Source organism: Mesorhizobium sp. B1-1-6, from assembly GCF_006443035.1.
Classification (GTDB): Bacteria; Pseudomonadota; Alphaproteobacteria; order Rhizobiales; family Rhizobiaceae; genus Mesorhizobium.
This window is the reverse complement of the sequence record NZ_VFWR01000019.1, coordinates 60,380-78,800: the sequence shown is the minus strand read 5'-3', so window position 1 is coordinate 78,800 and position 18,421 is coordinate 60,380. Positions and strand designations below refer to the sequence as shown.

At 63.9% G+C, this 18,421-nt stretch carries 17 protein-coding genes; 12 read left to right on the top strand and 5 right to left on the bottom strand.

What is annotated here, in order from left to right:
* Positions 1 to 9 precede the first annotated feature (9 nt).
* From fliN to FJ979_RS28615, 4 genes are read left to right on the top strand one after another with little or no spacing between them, the layout of a single operon-like run.
* Complete coding sequence (gene fliN / locus FJ979_RS28630; protein WP_140496205.1) at positions 10 to 396, top strand: flagellar motor switch protein FliN; 387 nt, start codon at positions 10 to 12, stop codon at positions 394 to 396.
* A 43-nt stretch (positions 397 to 439) separates the two neighbouring features.
* Positions 440 to 1,453, top strand: coding sequence for a flagellar motor switch protein FliG (locus FJ979_RS28625; protein WP_140513630.1), 1,014 nt, complete (start codon positions 440 to 442; stop codon positions 1,451 to 1,453).
* Positions 1,454 to 1,462: 9 nt separating this feature from the next.
* Positions 1,463 to 2,545 carry a flagellar biosynthesis protein FlhB gene (gene flhB / locus FJ979_RS28620; protein WP_140522313.1) on the top strand — a complete coding sequence of 361 codons (1,083 nt, stop codon included), beginning with the start codon at positions 1,463 to 1,465 and terminating at the stop codon, positions 2,543 to 2,545.
* On the top strand, positions 2,542 to 2,976 hold the full coding sequence (locus FJ979_RS28615; protein WP_140496202.1) for a hypothetical protein: 435 nt from the start codon (positions 2,542 to 2,544) through the stop codon (positions 2,974 to 2,976). The genes flhB and FJ979_RS28615 overlap by 4 nt, the downstream gene beginning before the upstream one ends.
* On the opposite strand, the gene FJ979_RS28610 is transcribed toward FJ979_RS28615, so the two are convergent.
* The 4 genes from FJ979_RS28610 to FJ979_RS28595 form a co-directional block, all read right to left on the bottom strand.
* The gene (locus tag FJ979_RS28610) at positions 2,977 to 3,747 is read right to left on the bottom strand and encodes a helix-turn-helix transcriptional regulator (protein WP_140513628.1); all 771 of its coding nucleotides are present in this window, start codon (positions 3,745 to 3,747) and stop codon (positions 2,977 to 2,979) included.
* A complete protein-coding gene (locus FJ979_RS28605; RefSeq protein ID WP_140496200.1) occupies positions 3,744 to 4,454 on the bottom strand; it encodes a helix-turn-helix transcriptional regulator in 711 nt (236 codons plus the stop codon). Before FJ979_RS28605 ends, FJ979_RS28610 begins: the two co-directional genes overlap by 4 nt.
* A gap of 476 nt (positions 4,455 to 4,930) precedes the next feature.
* Positions 4,931 to 5,962 (bottom strand): histone deacetylase family protein, encoded by a 1,032-nt coding sequence (locus tag FJ979_RS28600; protein ID WP_140566261.1) that lies wholly within the window; start codon positions 5,960 to 5,962, stop codon positions 4,931 to 4,933.
* Positions 5,963 to 5,984: 22 nt separating this feature from the next.
* Entirely contained in the window at positions 5,985 to 6,638 is a 654-nt protein-coding gene (locus FJ979_RS28595; protein WP_140560339.1) for a TetR/AcrR family transcriptional regulator, read from the bottom strand.
* Positions 6,639 to 6,884: 246 nt separating this feature from the next.
* Between FJ979_RS28595 and FJ979_RS28590 the strand changes: the two genes are divergently transcribed.
* From FJ979_RS28590 to FJ979_RS28555, 8 genes are all read left to right on the top strand, one after another.
* Complete coding sequence (locus FJ979_RS28590; RefSeq protein WP_140584395.1) at positions 6,885 to 8,564, top strand: amidohydrolase; 1,680 nt, start codon at positions 6,885 to 6,887, stop codon at positions 8,562 to 8,564.
* 153 nt (positions 8,565 to 8,717) lie between these two features.
* Positions 8,718 to 9,812, top strand: coding sequence for an ABC transporter ATP-binding protein (locus tag FJ979_RS28585; RefSeq protein ID WP_140549686.1), 1,095 nt, complete (start codon positions 8,718 to 8,720; stop codon positions 9,810 to 9,812).
* Positions 9,812 to 10,732, top strand: a complete 921-nt coding sequence (locus FJ979_RS28580; RefSeq protein WP_140496195.1) for an ABC transporter permease — start codon at positions 9,812 to 9,814, stop codon at positions 10,730 to 10,732. The genes FJ979_RS28585 and FJ979_RS28580 overlap by 1 nt, the downstream gene beginning before the upstream one ends.
* A complete protein-coding gene (locus tag FJ979_RS28575) occupies positions 10,725 to 11,525 on the top strand; it encodes an ABC transporter permease (protein ID WP_140584394.1) in 801 nt (266 codons plus the stop codon). Before FJ979_RS28580 ends, FJ979_RS28575 begins: the two co-directional genes overlap by 8 nt.
* Positions 11,526 to 11,548: 23 nt before the next feature.
* A complete protein-coding gene (locus FJ979_RS28570) occupies positions 11,549 to 12,583 on the top strand; it encodes an extracellular solute-binding protein (RefSeq protein WP_140496193.1) in 1,035 nt (344 codons plus the stop codon).
* Positions 12,584 to 12,648: 65 nt separating this feature from the next.
* Positions 12,649 to 13,845 (top strand): serine hydrolase, encoded by a 1,197-nt coding sequence (locus FJ979_RS28565; RefSeq protein ID WP_140584393.1) that lies wholly within the window; start codon positions 12,649 to 12,651, stop codon positions 13,843 to 13,845.
* Positions 13,846 to 13,878: 33 nt separating this feature from the next.
* Positions 13,879 to 15,057 (top strand): serine hydrolase, encoded by a 1,179-nt coding sequence (locus tag FJ979_RS28560; RefSeq protein WP_140584392.1) that lies wholly within the window; start codon positions 13,879 to 13,881, stop codon positions 15,055 to 15,057.
* Positions 15,058 to 15,178: 121 nt separating this feature from the next.
* Complete coding sequence (locus FJ979_RS28555; RefSeq protein WP_140584407.1) at positions 15,179 to 17,500, top strand: Tex family protein; 2,322 nt, start codon at positions 15,179 to 15,181, stop codon at positions 17,498 to 17,500.
* Here the strand turns inward: FJ979_RS28555 and FJ979_RS28550 are convergent, their stop codons facing one another.
* Positions 17,501 to 18,412, bottom strand: a complete 912-nt coding sequence (locus FJ979_RS28550) for a LysR family transcriptional regulator (protein WP_140496190.1) — start codon at positions 18,410 to 18,412, stop codon at positions 17,501 to 17,503.
* Positions 18,413 to 18,421: the final 9 nt, after the last annotated feature.

The following is an 18,421-nucleotide window of genomic DNA, read 5'->3' as shown; positions in this document are numbered from 1 at the left end:
AGACGATGCATGGCCAAGACCAAGGCAGAAGCCGAAATCGACCAGCCGGACGAGCAGCTCGACCGCGCCATCGAGGAATTGCGCGGGGTTCTGCATGAAGAGGAACAGCGCCCCGATATCGCGTTCAAGGCCGCGTCCGCGGCCAATTCGAGCGTCATCATGAACATCCCAGTCGACGTCCAGATCATCCTCGGCAGCACCGAGATGCCGGTGTCCGACCTGATGGCGCTGCAGAAGGGCTCCACGGTGGCGCTCAACCGCCGCATCGGCGAACCGGTCGACGTGGTGGTCAACGGCCGCAGAATAGCGCGCGGCGAGATCACCGTGCTCGAAAGCGACCCGTCGCGCTTCGGCATCAGGCTGACCGAAATCATCGCCGGCACGAAGGGCGCGTGAAGATGCGTCGCGGGTCTTGCCGGCGGCAGCGGGAGCGAAAGGCATGACAACGTCCCTTTCCCTGACGCGTCCGCAGAAGGCGGCCGCCATACTGGTGGCGATGGGCAAGCCGTCGGCCAGCCGCCTCTTGAAATTCTTCAAGCAGGAGGAATTGAAGGCGCTCATCGAGGGCGCCCGGCTGCTCAGGACCATTCCGCAAGGCGATCTCGAGCGCATCGTCGCCGAGTTCGAGGCGGAGTTCACCGAAGGGGCGGGACTGCTCGATTCCGCCGACAGGATGGACACCATCCTCAATGAATCGCTGTCACCCGAAGAGATGAGCGCGATCATGGGTGACAAGAAATTCGAGGTTGCGCCGGAAGGTCCGCCGCCGATCTGGCCCGAGCTCGAGAAGCTCGAGCCGGTGCGGCTTGGTACTTTCCTGGCCGGTGAACATCCGCAGACTGCGGCCATGGTGCTGTCGAAGCTGGCGCCGCAGGCGGCGGCGAGCGTGCTGTTGACGTTGAGCAAGCCGACGCGCGGCGAGATCATCAAGCGCATGGTGACGATGGCCAATGTTCCCGACGCCGCCAGCAGGATCGTCGAAAATCGGCTGCGCACCAGCGTGCTGGCGGAAACCGCGACCAAGGATACATCGGCCGGACAGGCGCGCGTCGCCAGCGTTCTCAACGAATTGGACAAGCCGCTGCTCGAGGAGGTCATGCAGGACCTGGAGGCCGCCGGCACGCCCGATCTCGACGGCGTCCGGGCTCGGCTGTTCTCCTTCGACGATTTGCCGCTGCTTACCCAGAAAGCGCGCGTGCTTCTATTCGACGGGCTGTCGACCGAACTGGTCACGCTGGCGCTGCGCGGCACTTCGGCGATCCTTGCCGAAGCGGCGCTGTCGGCGATCGGCGCGCGCTCGCGGCGCATGATCGAAGCCGAACTCGGACAAGGATCCGAAGGGGTTCCCCTCGCCGACATCATGGCGGCGCGCAAGACGATCGTGACGACGACAATCCGGCTGGCGCGCGAAGGCGCGTTCGAGCTTCCCGCGACCCAGAACGCCGCCGCCTAAGGCCGGATCATGGCAGAGGCGGTCGACAAGGATTCCAAAACCGAAGAAGCGACGGAAAAGAAGATCCGCGACACCATCGAACAGGGCAAGCTGCCCCATTCGAGGGAGACCGCGCTCCTGGCCTCCTTCGTCGCCATACTGGTGTTCACCGTCTTCTACGCCAAGGATGCCATTGTCGATCTCGGCATGTTCCTGTCGATGTTCCTGGAGAAGCCGGAAGCCTGGCCGATGGACACCGAGACCGACGTCATCGCGCTCTACAAGATCGTCATGCTGGAGGTGGGCCGTGCCATCCTCAGCCTGCTGGTGCTCCTGACCATCGCCGGCATCGGTGCCTCGGTGTTCCAGAACATGCCGCAGTTCGTCGGCGAACGCATCAGGCCGCAGCTGTCGCGCATCTCGATCGTCAAGGGCTGGAACAGGCTGTTCGGGGTGCAGGGCTGGGTCGAGTTCCTGAAGGCGCTCGGCAAGGTGGGCTTCGCCATCGTCGTGCTCGCCTTCACGCTGTCCGAGGATCACCGCAAGCTGCTCGCCGGCATGATCACCAATCCCGTCGCCTTCGGCCTCGTCATCCGCGGCATCGCGGTCGACATACTGGTGGCGATCGTCTTCGTCATGGGCCTGATCGCGGCGATCGACATCGTCTGGTCGCGCTTCCACTGGAAGCAGGACCTGCGCATGAGCAAGCAGGAGGTCAAGGACGAGTTCAAGCAGTCCGAGGGTGACCCGATCGTTAAGTCGCGGCTGCGCTCGCTGGCGCGCGACCGCGCTCGCAAGCGGATGATGACGGCGGTGCCGCGCGCGACGTTGATCATCGCCAACCCGACGCACTTCTCGATCGCGCTTAAATATGTGCGCGACGAGGATTCGGCACCGCTGGTGCTGGCCAAGGGGCAGGATCTGGTGGCGCTCAAGATCCGCGAAATCGCGCGCGAGCACAACATCCCGATCTTCGAGGACGTGGCGCTCGCCCGCTCCATGTACAAGCAAGTTTCGGTCGATAGTGTGATCCCGTCGCAATTCTACCAGGCCGTCGCCGAACTGGTGCGGATCGTCTACTCGAAAAAGGCTGAGCGCAGACAGATTTCATGAACCGCCAACCGCACGCCAACTCCCGCGAGATCATCGTCGCCAGCGCCATCGAGCAAGTCGTGGCGGAGCTCAGGCTGATCGATGTCGCCGATTATATCGCCTTCATCCGGCTGGAGCATTTCGCCTGCCTGTCGGACCTGGTCGATTCCGCGGCGGAGCTGTTCTTCAAGCCGGGCACGCTGAGGCTCGGCCATGGTGGCGAGGCGCATGTCGACTGGAGCGGCAGCCCGCGCATCGTGCTCGATCTCGAGCTTCGGCCGCCCGGCGTCACGGTCTATTTCCAGCTGACGCTGAGCGAAAAAGGCGCCTCGGTCGCGGTCAACTACGTGTCGTTCGAAAAGCCCGGCGAGGACCCCGAGCACAACACCGCCCTGCTCGAGGCGGTGGTCGAACAGGCGCGTATCCGCAAGGTCGAGCCGCTGGCGTTCTAACTATTCGATCAGGCCGAGCCGCAGCGCCTTGGCGACCGCCTGGTTGCGGTTGACGGCGTTGAGCTTCTGGGTCGACTGGGTGAGATACTGGTTGGCGGTATGCACCGACAGTTTCAGCAGCCGCGCTATCTCCTCGCTGGTATTGCCGTTGGCGGTCAGCTTCAGGCATTCGAGCTCGCGCTTGGAGATCGCGCGCGTCTTGCCGACATCGCCCGGCCGCATGCGGGCGACAGCGGCGAACAGCGAAAAGCAACGGGCGTGGATTTCATAGAGCGCGTCCTGCGGCAGGGCGATCTCCGAGCCGAGGAAGACGACGAGGCCGCACTGGCCGCGATCGGCGTGGACGGGAAAGGCGATGCCGCTGCTGCCGGGCGCCAGCGGCGCCATCTGCTCGGTCCAAGCAAGGCCGCCGAACATCTCGCTCATGGCCGCCACACCGTCATCCGTCCACCAGCGCGGTTCGGTCGAGATCCTGCTATGGCGCACGATCTCCTCGCCATTGGCGCCCGAGATGAACTTGGTCGCCACCGATATGCCGGGATAGTCGGAATCGAAGCACGGCACCAGCCGCGCCCGCTCGAGCGACGGGCTGACGAAGAACAGGCCGAAGGCCGAGGCATTGATGTCGACGGCGATCCAACGGCAGCGCCGCACAGCATCGGGAATGGTCACGGCGTGATGCGTTTCGGAGCCGAGCGAGAAGGCACCGAACGGATTACGCTGGTCGTTGAAAAGGGCCTCGGCGGCCTGCTTGACGTCGGCCTGTTTCAAATGATGCCGCTCCTGATCGCCGTGGCGATGGCCATCGCGCGGTTGCTGGCCGCGAATTTCTGGATGGCGTGGGTGATGTAGCTGTTGACGGTGTTGGAGGACACGCCAAGGATGACGGCAACCTCGTCCGTGGTCTTGCCTTCCGAGACCCAGAACAGGCATTCGCGCTCGCGGTCCGACAGCGGATCCTGCATGGCGGCGGCGGCGATCAGTTGCGGAATATGCGAGAGCGCGTAGCAGCACTTCAGCTGCGCCTTCATCAGCGCTGGCTGGTCGATCCGGCCGGCGGCTGCCGCCGAGAACAGCGCGAACAGGCGTTGGCGGCCGACATTCAGCCTGAGCGAATAGATCTCGGCGTGGCCGAGCACGTCGAGCAGACGTGCCTCTTCGCCGGAGACCAGCCCCTCGGCCTGTGGTGCCTGCGCCGACACCAGCGGCCTTGGACGCATGCCCGGCGCAACGGTGAGCGCGCCCTGGGCAAGGCCAGCGATCAGCCGCTTGCCGATCAGTTCGATGGCGTCGAAAATCCAGTTGGACGAGACGATGCGCGCGTCGTTGCGGTCCTGATCGTGGACGATGGCGACCAGCATATAGCTGTCGGCACCGATCTCGGCGGTCAACTCCATGAAAAAGCTGGTGAGATCGCCGCGCGACGTCAGGCGCGAGCCCAATGTGTCGGATTGAAGAAGCGCGGCGGGACTGCTCATTGCTGTTTTTGGCCGGAATCGATGCTGATGTCCGGATGCTGGAGAGCCAGCCGCCGAACCTGAAAACGCGTTACATTTACGAGACACACACAAGCGCGGGGTCGCGCCCGATCAGACGGAATCCATTCAGGGAACGCGAAGCCGTCCGCGTCTGGCGCCAGAAAATTCCGGCACTTGAGACTTTGGGTGGTCGCCGCGCCCCCCGAGGACCGGCTGATTCGGGTCTAATCTACCCGTAGATGAATCTGACATCAAACGCGATTTGACAAAATCGAATCGAGTGGACTCAAGCTGCGACTCAGGCGCCGATTTTCGCACGTTTCGGTGCGTGAAAATGTTCGAGCCGTGCAAGCCAGTCTTCTCGGCCGGGGCTGTTTCGGTCGCGCCCACCAAGGGGCTAGAGGATGTCAAAGAGCGGCTGACGCCGCCCTTTTCCGTGGTTTCCCTGAGAGCTGCCGCGCTTCGGGCAGCCGGTGTCACCGGCCCTCGAAGCCGGTCAGCACGCCGACGGCATTGATGCCGATTTCCTCGACGGCGTAGCCGCCTTCCATGACGAACAGCGTCGGCAGGCCGAGCCTGGCGATGCGGCGGCCGATCATGGGATAGTCCGACGACTTCAGCTTGAACTGGCTGATAGGATCCTTCTCGAACGTGTCGACGCCGAGCGAGACGATGACGACGTCTGGCGCGTAGGCGGCGAGCCTGGCGCAGGCGTCTTCCAGCGAGGCGCTCCAGGCGTCCCAGCCGGTGCCGAACGGCATGGGATAGTTGATGTTGAAACCTTCGCCCGCGCCGGCGCCACGCTCGTCGGCATGGCCGAGGAAGAACGGATATTCGACCATCGGGTCGCCGTGCAAATTTAGGACCTGCACGTCGGCGCGGTCGTAGAAGATCTCCTGTGTGCCGTTGCCGTGATGATAGTCGACATCGAGGATCGAGATGCGGCTGGCCCCCTGGTCGCGGAACCACTGCGCGGCAACGGCCGCGTTGTTGATGTAGCAATAGCCGCCCATGAAGCCGGCTCCGGCATGGTGGCCGGGCGGACGGCAGAGCGCGAAGGCGGAGGCTTCGCCGGCCTTGACCAGGCCCGCGGCGGTCAGCGCGACGTCGTAGGAGGACTTGATCGCATCCCATGTTCCTTCGACGAAGGTGGCGCCGCCGTCGAAGGAATAATAGCCGAGCAGGGCGTCGACGCGCTTGGGCGGCACGTCGCCGCGCAGGCCGCGTGTCGGCCAGGTGAAGGGCATGGCTGTGCCTGTGTGGCCCTCGGCGATCCATTGCGGCCAGACCGTCGGCAGGAAATCGACGTAGTCGGCCCTGTGGATGCGCTTGGCGGCGGCAAGATCATGCTCGGCCGGCGCGATGATCGCTCCGAGTTTCTCGCTCTCGATCCGCGCCTTGATGAACTCGGCGCGCGAGGGTTTTTCGAAACCCGGCACGATCGCCGATGTGACCAGTTCCATCTGGCCGGCGTGGCCGGCGTGAAGCGGCGAATAGACAGTCTTCATGAAATTCCTCTCGAATGCGAAATCAGTCAAGGTTGAGATAGGGGGTCACCAGAGCGAGCCACATGGTTTCGACATCGTCCTCGATGAGGTCGTATGTCCGGCGATCCCTTTTCAGGCCGACAAGACGGCAGGCGTGCCCGACCTCCATCATCAGCAGGCCGAGCCGGCTGGCGACCTTGTCTTCGAGAGCCGGGTTCACGTGCCGCAGCCATGCCGCATAGAGGGCGATGATCTGGTCGTCATATTCGTTCTGGATCGGCCTCAGGTCGGCGTTGCCTGAAATCGCCTCGATCACCGGCATCAGGCTGGCATTGTCGAGATAAAGCCTGGAGGTGTCCGTGAAAAGCCTGCGTACCTCCCGCCGAAACTCCTCCCGGTTGGTGGGCGGGTCGACCCTGATGCGCCTCGCGATCACTTCGGGAAAGGATGACAGCCAGCGCCGGGCGAGGTCCAGGAGAATGGCTTCCTTGTTGGGGAAGTACTGGTAGACCGAACCAACCGACAGGCCCGCGCGCTGCGCTATGGCGAGCGTGGTCGGCGTCCTTGTGCCTTGCTCGCGGGTCAGGATCAGCGCCGCGTCGAGGATCCGGTCCACCACCTTGCTCGACCGTTGTTGGCGCGGCTGCTTGCGCGGTTCGAGCGCTATCCTGGTTTTGCGATCGAGACTGCGCTTCACGGCTTGACGTCCTCGTTCCCCGCCCAGTCCCAACATCGGCGCAGAGTGTTGTCCACAATACATTGCAAATTCCGCATGTTGACAAACGCGAATGATTAGTCGCATTCTTTTATCCACGCTGCCTTGGGGATAACAAGGGGAATTTCGAAGACAGCGCGCCGGCATCATCTTTCCCCATCGCCCCTCCCGCGGAGCGGCAGCTCGTGGGCAGTGGTTGTCGGTCTCAGTCAAAAGCGCGGAGTCGCGATGTCGGTCACGGGTGCGGGTCACAAGGCGGATCTGATCGTCATCAATGGTCGTGTGTTGACCATGGACGATGACAATCCGACCGCCGAAGCCGTTGCCGTCAAGGATGGCGCCATCGTCGCTCTCGGCAGCCACGCCTCCATCGAAGAGTTCAAGGGGCCGGCCACCAGGGTCATCGACGCCAGGGGCGGTTCGGTGATCCCGGGTTTCATCGAAGCCCACATGCATCTGTTTTCAGGCGCGGCCGAGCTTGCCCATCTCCAGTTGTCGGGCGTCCACGGTTTCGAGGCGCTGCAAAAGGCGATCCGCGACTACGCGTCGACGCACCCCGATGCCAAGATGCTGGTCGGACAGGGCGTCGACTACACCGTGCTCGGCGACGAGCGGGTGACGCGGCACCATCTCGACGCGATCCTGCCGGACCGGCCCTTCGTCATGGCCGCGCCCGATCACCATACGATGTGGGCCAACACCAACGCGCTGGACTTGGCTGGCATCCTGAATGGGCGCACGCTTGGCCCCGGCAACGAAATCGTCATGGGCGACGATGGCCTGGCCAATGGCGAATTGCGCGAGGGCGAGGCTTTCGGCCCGGTGCTCGATCTTGCCGGGGAGGGCCGGGTGCGGCTCGGGCTGGCGACGGGCGGCGAGCCAAACCCGATGCCATCGGCGGAAGAACGCGCCGCCGACCGCGACATCATGCGGCGAGGCCTCGCCTGGTGCGCGCGCCACGGCATCACCTCGATCCAGAACATGGACGGCAATCTCTACCAGCTCGAACTGCTGGCCGAGATCGAGGCCGAGGAGGGGCTGCCCTGCCGGGTGCAAATACCCTTCCATTACAAGAATTTCATGACGCTCGACATGCTCGACAAGGCGTCGGCGATGGCCGAGTGCTACAATGGCGAGTGGCTGTCGTCGGGCATGGTCAAGGTGTTCTACGACGGCGTGCTCGATTCCTGGACGGCCGTCATGATCGAGCCCTATGCCGACCGTCCCGACTGGGTGGGCGAACCCCTGTTCACGCCCCAGCAATTCATCGATCTCGCTGTCTCCGTCGACAGGCGCGGCCTGCAGATCGCCGTGCATTCGATCGGCGACGGCGCGGTGCGCGCCGTGCTCGACGGCTACGAGGCGGCGCAAAAGGCCAACGGCAAGCGCGACAGCCGGCATCGTGTCGAACATATAGAGGTCATCGCGGCATCTGATGTGCCGCGTTTCGCCGAACTCGGCGTCATCGCCTCGATGCAGCCGCCGCATCCGCCCGGCGCCATGGATTTTCCGCTGGAGCCGACCGTGTCACGCATCGGGCCGGCGCGCTGGCCGGTGAGCTATGCCTGGCGCACCCTGAAGAATGCCGGCGCGCATGTCGTGTTCGCGTCGGACTGGCCGGTGTCGCCGATCGATCCGATCCTGGGCATCCAGGCGGCAGTGATGCGCAAACCATGGGCATCAACCGATCCGGACCAGAGCTTCTCGCTGCGTGAATCGCTTGCCGCCTACACGGTCGAGGGCGCCTATGCCGAATTCGCCGAGCACCGCAAGGGCACGCTGAAGCCGGGCTATATGGCCGATCTGGTGGTTTTGTCGGCCGACATCGAAAAAACGGCACCGGCCGACCTGCACAAGGTGCGCCCGGTAACGACGATCTGCGGCGGCAAAGTCACCTACCAGGCCTGACATGGCATGCGGCTTGCCTGCTGAAATGGCGGACTGAAATGACCGACTGAACTGTGATTCAATGCCGGACTTGCCAACCCACCGGCCGTGTGGTCACATCCAACAGGGGAAAAGCTCCGCCAGCAAGAGCGGGGTCAACAGTGAGGCGTAATCGTGCCGGACAAACCGGATCGGAATGCGATTGAAGTAGTAAACGTCAGCAAAATTTTCGGATCGGGTGAGGGGCAGGTCGCTGCCCTCGACACAGTCTCGGTATCCATCCGCGAGAACGAATTCTTCACACTGCTGGGACCATCCGGCTGCGGCAAGACCACCTTGCTGCGGCTGATCGCCGGCTTCGACTTTCCAACCGCCGGCGAAATCCTGCTTTACGGCCAGGACATCGCGCCATTGCCGCCCTTCAAGCGGCCGGTCAACACCGTCTTCCAGTCCTATGCGCTGTTCCCTCACATGACGGTGGCAGACAATATCGGCTTCGGCCTGGAGATGCTGGGCAAGCCCAAGGCGCAGATCAAGGCGCGCGTTGCCGAGATGCTGAAGCTGGTCAAGATGGAGGCGCTGGCGGGCCGGCGCACCGGCCAGATTTCCGGCGGCCAGCAGCAGCGCGTGGCGCTGGCCCGGGCGCTCGCGCCGCAACCGAAGGTGCTGCTGCTCGACGAACCGCTCTCCGCCCTCGACTACAAGCTGCGCAAGGAGATGCAAATCGAGTTGAAGCGGCTGCAGCACGAGACCGGCATAACCTTCATCTTCGTCACCCATGACCAGGAAGAAGCGCTGACGATGTCGGACCGCATCGCGGTGATGTCGTCGGGCAAGATCCTGCAGGTCGGCTCGCCCTGGGATATCTACGACAAGCCTGCCGAACGCTTCGTCGCCGACTTCATCGGCGAGACCAACTTTCTCACCGCGGCCATATCGGGCACCGGCAACGGCAAGGCGCGCGCGACGCTCAAATCCGGCACCACCATCGAGGCGACCGTCGCCGAAGGTTTCCAGCCGAAGGACAACGCCACCGTGGTGGTGAGGCCGGAGCATGCCAAGCTGACCAAGAGTAAGGGCGACCTGTCGGGCACGGTCGACAACATCGTCTATTTCGGCACCGACACGCATATCCATGTCCAGCTCGACAGCGGCGAAGCCTTCACCGTGCGCCAGCAGAACACGCGCAGCGCCGGCTGCGGTTTCGAGCGCGGTGACAAGGTCGGCATCCTGATCGGCAACGACGCCGCGCAAGTGCTGAGGGACTGATGGCCACCGCCGAAGAAGTCGCCAAGGCAGCGGAGCGGCGCGACGTCCGCGACCGCTGGCTGCTGTCAGCGCCGGCGCTGCTGGTCATTCTGCTCGCCGCGACCGGCCCGTTGCTGATCGTGCTCGTCTATTCGTTCCTGACGCCCGGCGCCTATGGCGACGTGAAGTGGCAATTTTCGCCGGAAGCCTGGGTGTCGGTGTTCATGGAACGCGACATTTTCGACGACACGCTGTCGCTGGCGGCCGCCCACGTCACCATCTTCCTGCGCTCGATCAAGCTCGCGGTGGTGACGACGCTGGCGACTTTGGCGCTCGGCTTCCCGACCGCCTATTTCATGGCGACGCGCAGTGAAAAGACCAGAGATCTCTGGCTGTTCCTGATCACCATCCCGTTCTGGACTAACCTTCTGATCCGCACTTTCGCTGTTCTGCAGATCATCCGCAACGAAGGCATCGTCAATACCATCCTTCTGAAGCTCGGCATCGTCTCGGCGCCGGTGCAGATCCTCTACACCGACACGGCGATCCTGATCGGCATGGCCTATGTCTACCTGCCGCTGATGGTGCTGCCGATCTATGCCAGCATGGAAAAACTCGATTTCCGGCTGGTCGAGGCCGGCTACGATCTCTACGCGACACGCTTCAAGGTGCTGCGCAAGATCATTTTCCCGCTGGTCAAACCCGGCGTCATCGCCGGCTCCATCCTTGTCTTCATTCCGGCCCTCGGCGCCTATGTGACGCCGAGCGTGCTTGGCGGCGGCAAGAACATGATGCTGTCCAACCTGATCGAATTGCAGTTCGGACAGGGCCGCAACTGGCCGCTTGGCTCGGCGCTGTCGATCACGGTCATGATCATCGTCATGGTGGCGCTGCTGGCCTATGTGCGCAACGCCGGCAAGTCAGGGGTGCGTCATGGCTAGCAACTTCTCCATCAAGCACCAGCCGGGCTTCACCGCGATCGCGGCGACCTGTTTCGTGGTGCTCTATCTGCCGATCATCGTGCTGGTCATCTACGCCTTCAACGCGGCGAGCTCGACCTCGGAATGGGGCGGGTTTTCGCTCAAATGGTTCCAGTCGGCCTGGCAGAACACGCAGGTCATCGATGCGACGATGCGTTCCTTCCAGATCGGCGCCATAGCGGCGGCCCTTGCCACCATCTTCGCCACGATGGCCGCGCTCGCCACCACGCGCACACCGCCCTATCCCGGGCTGACCTTCAAATACGCGGCCATCAACCAGCCGCTGATGGTGCCCGAAATCGTCACCGGCGTGGCCCTGCTGATCTTCTTCTCGCGCATCAAGATCTTCACCGGCTATTCCGGCCTTGGCTACCTGATCGCCGCGCATACGGCGTTCTGCATCCCGTTTGCCTACCTGCCGATCCGGGCGCGGCTGGAGAATATGGACCTGACGCTGGAACGCGCCGCTGCCGACCTCTATGCGACGCCGTCGAAGACCTTCCGCCGCATCACGCTGCCGCTTTTGTGGCCCGGCATCCTCGCCGGCCTGATGCTGGCTTTCGTCATCTCGCTCGATGACGTCGTCATCACCGAATTCGTCAAGTCGGGCGGCCAGGACACGCTGCCCACCTACATGCTCGGCCAGATCCGCCGCGGCATCACACCCGAGATCAACGCGATATCGACCGCCTTCCTGCTGCTTTCGGTCGCGATCGTCACGTTGTTTTTCTTTGTCAGCAGGAAACGAGACTGAAACCGATAATGGGAGTTAAAACGATGAACTGGAAGACAACAGCGTCCGCCATGGGGTTGGCGTTGCTCGCTTCGACGGGCCTTGCCCGCGCCGACGGCGTGCTCAACATCTACAATTGGGGCAATTACACCAGCCCCGACGTGATCAAGAAGTTCGAAGCCAAATACAACGTCAAGGTGACCATCACCGACTACGATTCCAACGATACCGCGCTTGCCAAGGTGCGCCAGGGCGGCACCGGTTTCGACATTGCCGTGCCTTCGCAGACCTATGTACCGATCTGGATCAAGGAAGGCCTCGTTCAGGAAACCGATCCGGGCAAGATGGAGAACTTCAAAAACGTGGCGCCGGAATGGGCCAATCCTGAGTTCGATCCGGGCCGCAAATACACGGTTCCGTGGGCCTGGGGCACGATCGGCGTCGTCGTCAATACCGACGCCTACAAGGGCCCGGCCAACACGTGGGGCATCATCTTCAACACGCCCGACGAGTTGAAGGGTAAGGTCAACGTCGTACCGGAGATGGGCGACGTGATGTTCGCCGCGATCAAGTATGTCGGCGGCCAGCAATGCACCAACGACAAGACGGTGCTGAAGAAAGTACGTGACCTGCTGGTGGCGGCCAAGCCGAACTGGATCGCCATGGAATACAACACTATTGAGAAGATGGGGGCCGGCGACTTCAAGGCAACCAGCGACTGGAATGGCTCGGCTTTGCGTCAGCGCCTCGCCAACCCGGCCATCCACTTCAACTACCCGAAGGAAGGCTATGGCCTGTGGAGCGACAACGTCGTCGTCCTGAAAGAGGCCAAGAATGTCGAGAACGCCAAGCTGTTCCAGAACTTCATCATGGATCCGGAAAACGCGGCCGGCCTCTCGGCCTTCCATCGTTACGCCAATGCCATCGCCGGTTCGGACAAGTACATGCCGGCCGACATGAAGGACGCGCCGGAAGTCGTCATTCCAGCCGACGCCAAGCCGCTTGGCGAACTGCAGCAGATGTGCGCGCCAGAGACGCAGGAACTCTACACCAAGATCTGGACCGAACTGCAGAAGTAATCGCTACATGAACGGACCCGGTGGCACATGCCGCCGGGTCTTTTCCGTTTCCGGGAATGGCTTTCATGGACTCCTATCGCAACAGCGATCCGCGGCCGCCGATCATGCAGGGCTCGCCGCCCGCCATGGTGCCACCAAGGCTCGACTGGGACAGGCCGCCCTGGAACCGCTGGGCTTTCCAGCACATCAGGGAAATTCTGCCGACCGTCGAAGTCTGGCGCGGCAATGGCCACCGTCACCGCCTCGAACGCGCCGAGGTCGATCTCGACGGGCTGCCGGTCGAGGACAGCGATGGCAAGGCCTCGACGCTCGCGGGCCTGCTCGACGAGACCTACACGGATGGTTTCCTGGTGCTCAAGGACCGCAAGATAGCCTATGAGCGTTACTTCAACGGCATGGACGAGCGCACGCTGCATCTGTCGCAGTCCATGGCCAAATCGGTCACCGGCTCGGTGTTCGGCATACTGGCCGGGCGCGGGCTGGTCGATCCGACAAAACCGCTTGCCGACTACCTGCCGGAGCTGAAGGCAACCGGGTGGGCCGGCGCCAGCGTCCAGCACGTGCTCGACATGACGAGCGGAGTGCGCTTTTCCGAGGAATATACCGATCGCTATTCCGATATCGGCCAGGTCGATGTCGCCACCGGCTGGAAGCCGGTGCCGCCGGGCAGCGACCCGGACTTTCGCTGGCCCGCGCACATGTTCGAGCTGATCCTAGGCTTGAAGGACATTGTTCGGCCACATGGGGCGGCATTCGAGTACCGCTCGGTCGAAACCGATGTGCTCGCCTTCATCCTGGAGCGCGTCACCGGCAAGCGACTGGCACAGCTGGTTTCGGAAGAACTCTGGCAAAAGCTCGGCGCCGATGAAAGCGCCTGCTTCACCGTCGACAGCGCGGGCTACGCACTGGCCGATGGCGGCTTCAACGCGACGCTGCGCGATTATGCCCGCTTCGGCCAGCTGATCCTCGACAATGGCGGTGGCATCGTGCCTGCCGATTGGATCGAGGCGACGCGCAGCGGCAGCCACGGGCCGGGCTTTAGTCCGAGCCTGCCAGAGGGCAGCTATCGCAACCAGTTCTGGATCGAGAATCCGCATTCGCGGGCGCTGATGTGCCGGGGCGTGTTCGGGCAGATGATCCACATCGACTGGAATACGCGGATGGTCGTGGTCAAGCTTTCGAGCTGGCCGGATTTCAGCAACGTCGCCTATTCCATGGCGACGCTGAAGGCCGTGCATGCCATCGCCGCCGCGCTGAGCTGAACCCCCACAAGACACGACCTGGAAGGAAATGCCATGACCGGCAAGACCGCGTTCGAGACCCGTTACGGCTTCCGCCGCAACCAGGTGCTGCTCGCCAACTGGCGGGAAAATCCGTTCAACCGATGGTCATTCCAGAACGTCGGCGAGCTGGTGCCGAGCGCGCGTGTCGCCGCCCTGCCGGTCAACGAGGCGCCGGCCGAGGATTTCGGCGGATTGCTCGACGAAAAGATCGCGGTGGCGAGCACGCCGGAAACCGTCGCGGCTTTTCTCAGCCGCTCGCACACGGATGCGCTGACCGTCATGAGAGGCGGCAGGATCGTCGGCGACTGGTTTGCGCCGCATATGGATTTCGGCGCCCGCCACATCATCTTTTCGATCAGCAAGTCGGTGACCGCGATCATGGCCGGCATATTGGAAGGCGAGGGCGTGTTCGATCCGGAAGCGCCGGTGACGGCCTACATACCGGAAGCCGGCGATTCGGCCTATGGCGAGGCTACCGTGCGGCATGTGCTCGATATGAGTGTCAGCCTCGATTTCGAAGAAGCCTATCTCGATCCCGAAAGCGCCTTTGCCCGCTACCGGCGCGCCACCTTGTGGAACCCCGGCGGCGGCACGGAAAGCCTGCGTGAATTCCTCCTGACGCTGCAGCGTCTCGCCGAGCCGCATGGCCAGACCTTCCGCTACCGGTCGCCCAATTCCGACCTGCTTGGCCTGCTGCTCGAACGGGCGTCCGGCCAGCGCTTCGCCGACCTGATGCGCGAGAAACTGTGGCTGCCGCTGGGCGCCGCCAGCGAAGCTTCGGTGGCGGTCGACATGGAGGGCACGGCGCGCACTGCCGGCGGCATCTCGGTGACGCCGCGCGATCTGGCGCGCGTCGGCGATATGATGCGGCAAGGAGGCACTGCGAATGGCCGCCGCATCGTGCCCGAGGCCTGGGTGCGCGACACCACGGTAACCGGCGGCAGTTCTGAAGCCTGGCAGCGTGGCGCCATGCTGCCGCTGTTTCCCAAGGGCCGCTACCGCAACAAATGGTACCAGACAGGACATGAGAACGGGGCGTATTGCGGCATCGGGATCCATGGCCAGTGGCTCTATGTCGACCCCCGGACGGAAGTGGTGATCGCCAAGATGTCGTCGCAGCCCGAGCCGGTCGACGATCCGCTCGATCTCGAGATCGTCGCATTCTTCGAAGCGCTGAGCCGGATGGTCTGAGCGGCCGCAACATTAGGGCGCGCTTTCCTGTGGACCTCTGTCGCCGGCGAAACCGCGAAGGTTGGCGGGCAGGATATCTGCGCCTATGGTCGCCGCTCTTTTCGAGAAGAGCAGGAACGGCATGGCATCCGACATCAAGCGCATCGCAGCCATTATCGCGACCGAGATCACAGCGCGGCCCGAACAGGCCGCCGCTGCCATCGGGCTGCTCGACGAAGGCGCGACCGTGCCGTTCGTGGCGCGCTACCGCAAAGAGGTGACGGGCGGGCTCGACGACACGCAACTGCGCCTGCTGTCGGAGCGTCTTGCCTATCTGCGCGAGCTCGACGCGCGGCGTGACACCATCCTTGGCTCGATCCGGGAGCAGGGCAAGCTGACCGACGAGCTTGAAACCAAGCTCGCCGCCGCCGTCACCAAGGCTGAGCTGGAGGACATCTACCTGCCCTACAAGCCCAAGCGCCGCACCAGGGCGGAGATCGCCCGGGAGCGTGGGCTGGGACCGCTGGCGGAAGCCATCCTGGCCGACCGTTCGCTGGTGCCGGCGGAACTCGCACTGGCCTATCTGACCGAGGACGTGGCCGACGCCAAGGCGGCACTTGAGGGCGCGCGCGACATAGTGTCGGAGCAGTTCGCCGAGAATGCCGACCTGGTCGGCAAGCTGCGAAGCTACATGAAGGAACGCGCCTTCATGCGCGCCAGGGTGGTCGACGGCAAGCAGGAGGCGGGTGCGAAATTCTCCGATTATTTCGACCATGTCGAGCGCTGGGCCACCGTTCCGAGTCACCGCGCGCTGGCGATGCTGCGCGGCCGCAACGAGGAGGTGCTGTCGCTCGACATCGAGGTCGATGCCGACGACTCTTCACCGGTGAAGCCGGTAGAGCGGATGGTCGCCAATGCCTACGCCATCGGCGGCAGCCTGCCGGGCGATCGCTGGCTGATGGAGGTCGCAGGCTGGACCTGGCGCATAAAACTATCCCTGCACCTGACGCTCGATCTGATGCGCGACCTGCGCGAACGGGCCGAGGAAGAGGCGATCCACGTCTTCGCCCGCAATTTGAAGGATCTGCTGCTCGCCGCCCCCGCCGGATCGCGGCCGACGATGGGGCTCGACCCTGGCATCCGCACCGGCGTCAAGGTCGCGGTGGTCGACGGCACCGGCAAGCTGGTGGCGACGACAACGGTCTATCCGTTCCCGCCCAGGAACGATGTGCGTGGCACGCAGGCGGAGCTCGCCAAGCTCGTTCGCCTGCACAAGGTCGAGCTGATCTCGATCGGCAATGGCACCGGCAGCCGCGAAACCGAGAAGCTGGTGGCCGACATGCTGTCCGACATGCCTTCCGACGGCGGGCCGAAGCCGCTCAAGGTGATCGTCAGCGAGGCCGGCGCTTCGGTCTATTCGGCTTCGGCGACGGCGGCGGCGGAATTCCCCGGTCTCGACGTATCATTGCGCGGTGCGGTGTCGATCGCGCGCCGCTTGCAGGATCCGCTGGCCGAACTGGTCAAGATCGAGCCGAAATCGATCGGCGTCGGCCAGTATCAGCACGATGTCGACCAGTACCGGCTTGGCCGCTCGCTGGAGGCGGTGGTCGAGGACGCCGTCAACGCGGTTGGCGTCGATCTCAACACCGCCTCGGCGCCGCTTCTGGCCCGCGTGTCAGGCCTCGGCGCGTCGCTGGCCGACGCCATCGTCGCGCACCGCGATGCCACCGGCCCGTTCGCCAGCCGCAAGGACCTGCTCAAGGTTTCCCGCCTCGGGCCGCGCGCGTTCGAGCAATGCGCCGGCTTCCTGCGCATCCCGAACGGCTCCGAGCCGCTCGACGCCTCGGCCGTGCATCCGGAAGCCTACGGCGTGGCCAAAAAGATCGTCGCCGCCTGCGGACGCGATGTGCGTTCGCTGATGGGCGACAGTGCGGCGCTGAAGGCGCTCGATCCGCGCGTTTTCGTCGACGAGCGGTTCGGCCTGCCGACGGTGCGCGACATTTTGGCCGAGCTGGAAAAGCCCGGCCGCGATCCGCGCCCCGGCTTCAAGACGGCAACCTTCGCCGATGGCATCGACGACATCAAGGATCTGAAGCCCGGCATGCTGCTGGAAGGCACCGTCACCAATGTCGCCGCCTTCGGCGCTTTCGTCGACATCGGCGTCCACCAGGACGGGCTGGTGCACGTTTCGCAACTGGCCGACCGTTTCATCAAGGACGCGCATGAGGTGGTCAAGGCCGGCGACGTGGTCAAGGTGCGGGTCGTCGACGTCGACATCAAGCGCAAGCGGATCGCGCTTTCCATGCGCAGGGATGGTGGCGAGGGCGGCGCATCGCGCGGCCCGCGCGACAATGGCGGCGGCAGGCCGGCGCCACGCTCGCCAGCGCCGCAGCGCCAGCCGGAGCGACCGGCGCAGCAAGGTGCGTTCGGCGCGGCGTTGGCGGATGCGCTGAAACGGAAGTAGCTACCACGCCAGAACAGCCGGGTCCTTTTCAACCTGGCTCGTCAGCCAATCTCGAAAACTCGCGACCGGCGGATGGCCGCGCTTGTCGTGCGGGACGACCAGATAATAGGCGCTGCGGCTGTGCATAGGCTGGCCGGGCGCGGGCACCAGCTGGCCGCGCTGCAACTCGCCTGAGATGAGGATTTGCGGCAGCAGAGCCACGCCCAGACCCGCCATGCAGGCCTGGGCGGCGGTGCCGAACTGTTCGAACTGCATACCCGGTCCGGTCGGCGCGCTCAGGCCCTGATGCTCAAACCATTCTGTCCAGGCGCCAGGCCGCGTCGCCATGTGCAGCAGCGGCAGACGGCCGATGTCGGCCGGCGTGGCGATGGAGCGCTCGGCGAGAAATTCGGGCGACACCACCGGGGCCACCACCTCCCGCACCAGCAGCGTCGAGTCTGCCTCGGGCCAGTCCGGCAGGCCATAATGGATGGCGGCGTCCAGCCGCTCTCTGGCGAAGTCGAAGCGGCCGACGCGGGTGACGAAGTTGATGGTGATGTCGGGATTGTTGTCGACGAAGTCTGGGATCATCGGCATCAGCCAGCGCGTGCCGAAGGTCGGCAGGATTGCGAGGTTCAGGATGCCGCTATGCCGATTACTCATCAATCCAAGCGCTGCGTCGCGCAATTGGCCAAGTGCCGAACGGACCACTTCGGCGTAGGTTTCGCCCGCCGCCGACAGCCGGACATTGCGGCTGTCGCGCTCGAACAGCCGGCGGCCAAACTGGTCCTCGATCAGCCTGATCTGCCGACTGACGGCGCCCTGGGTTAAATCCAGCTCCTGGGCTGCAGCGGTGAAACTGCCAAGCCGGGCCACCGCTTCGAAGGCGGCAAGCGCGTTGATGTTAGGCAAAAGACGACGTTGGACGCTCATGATCTATTC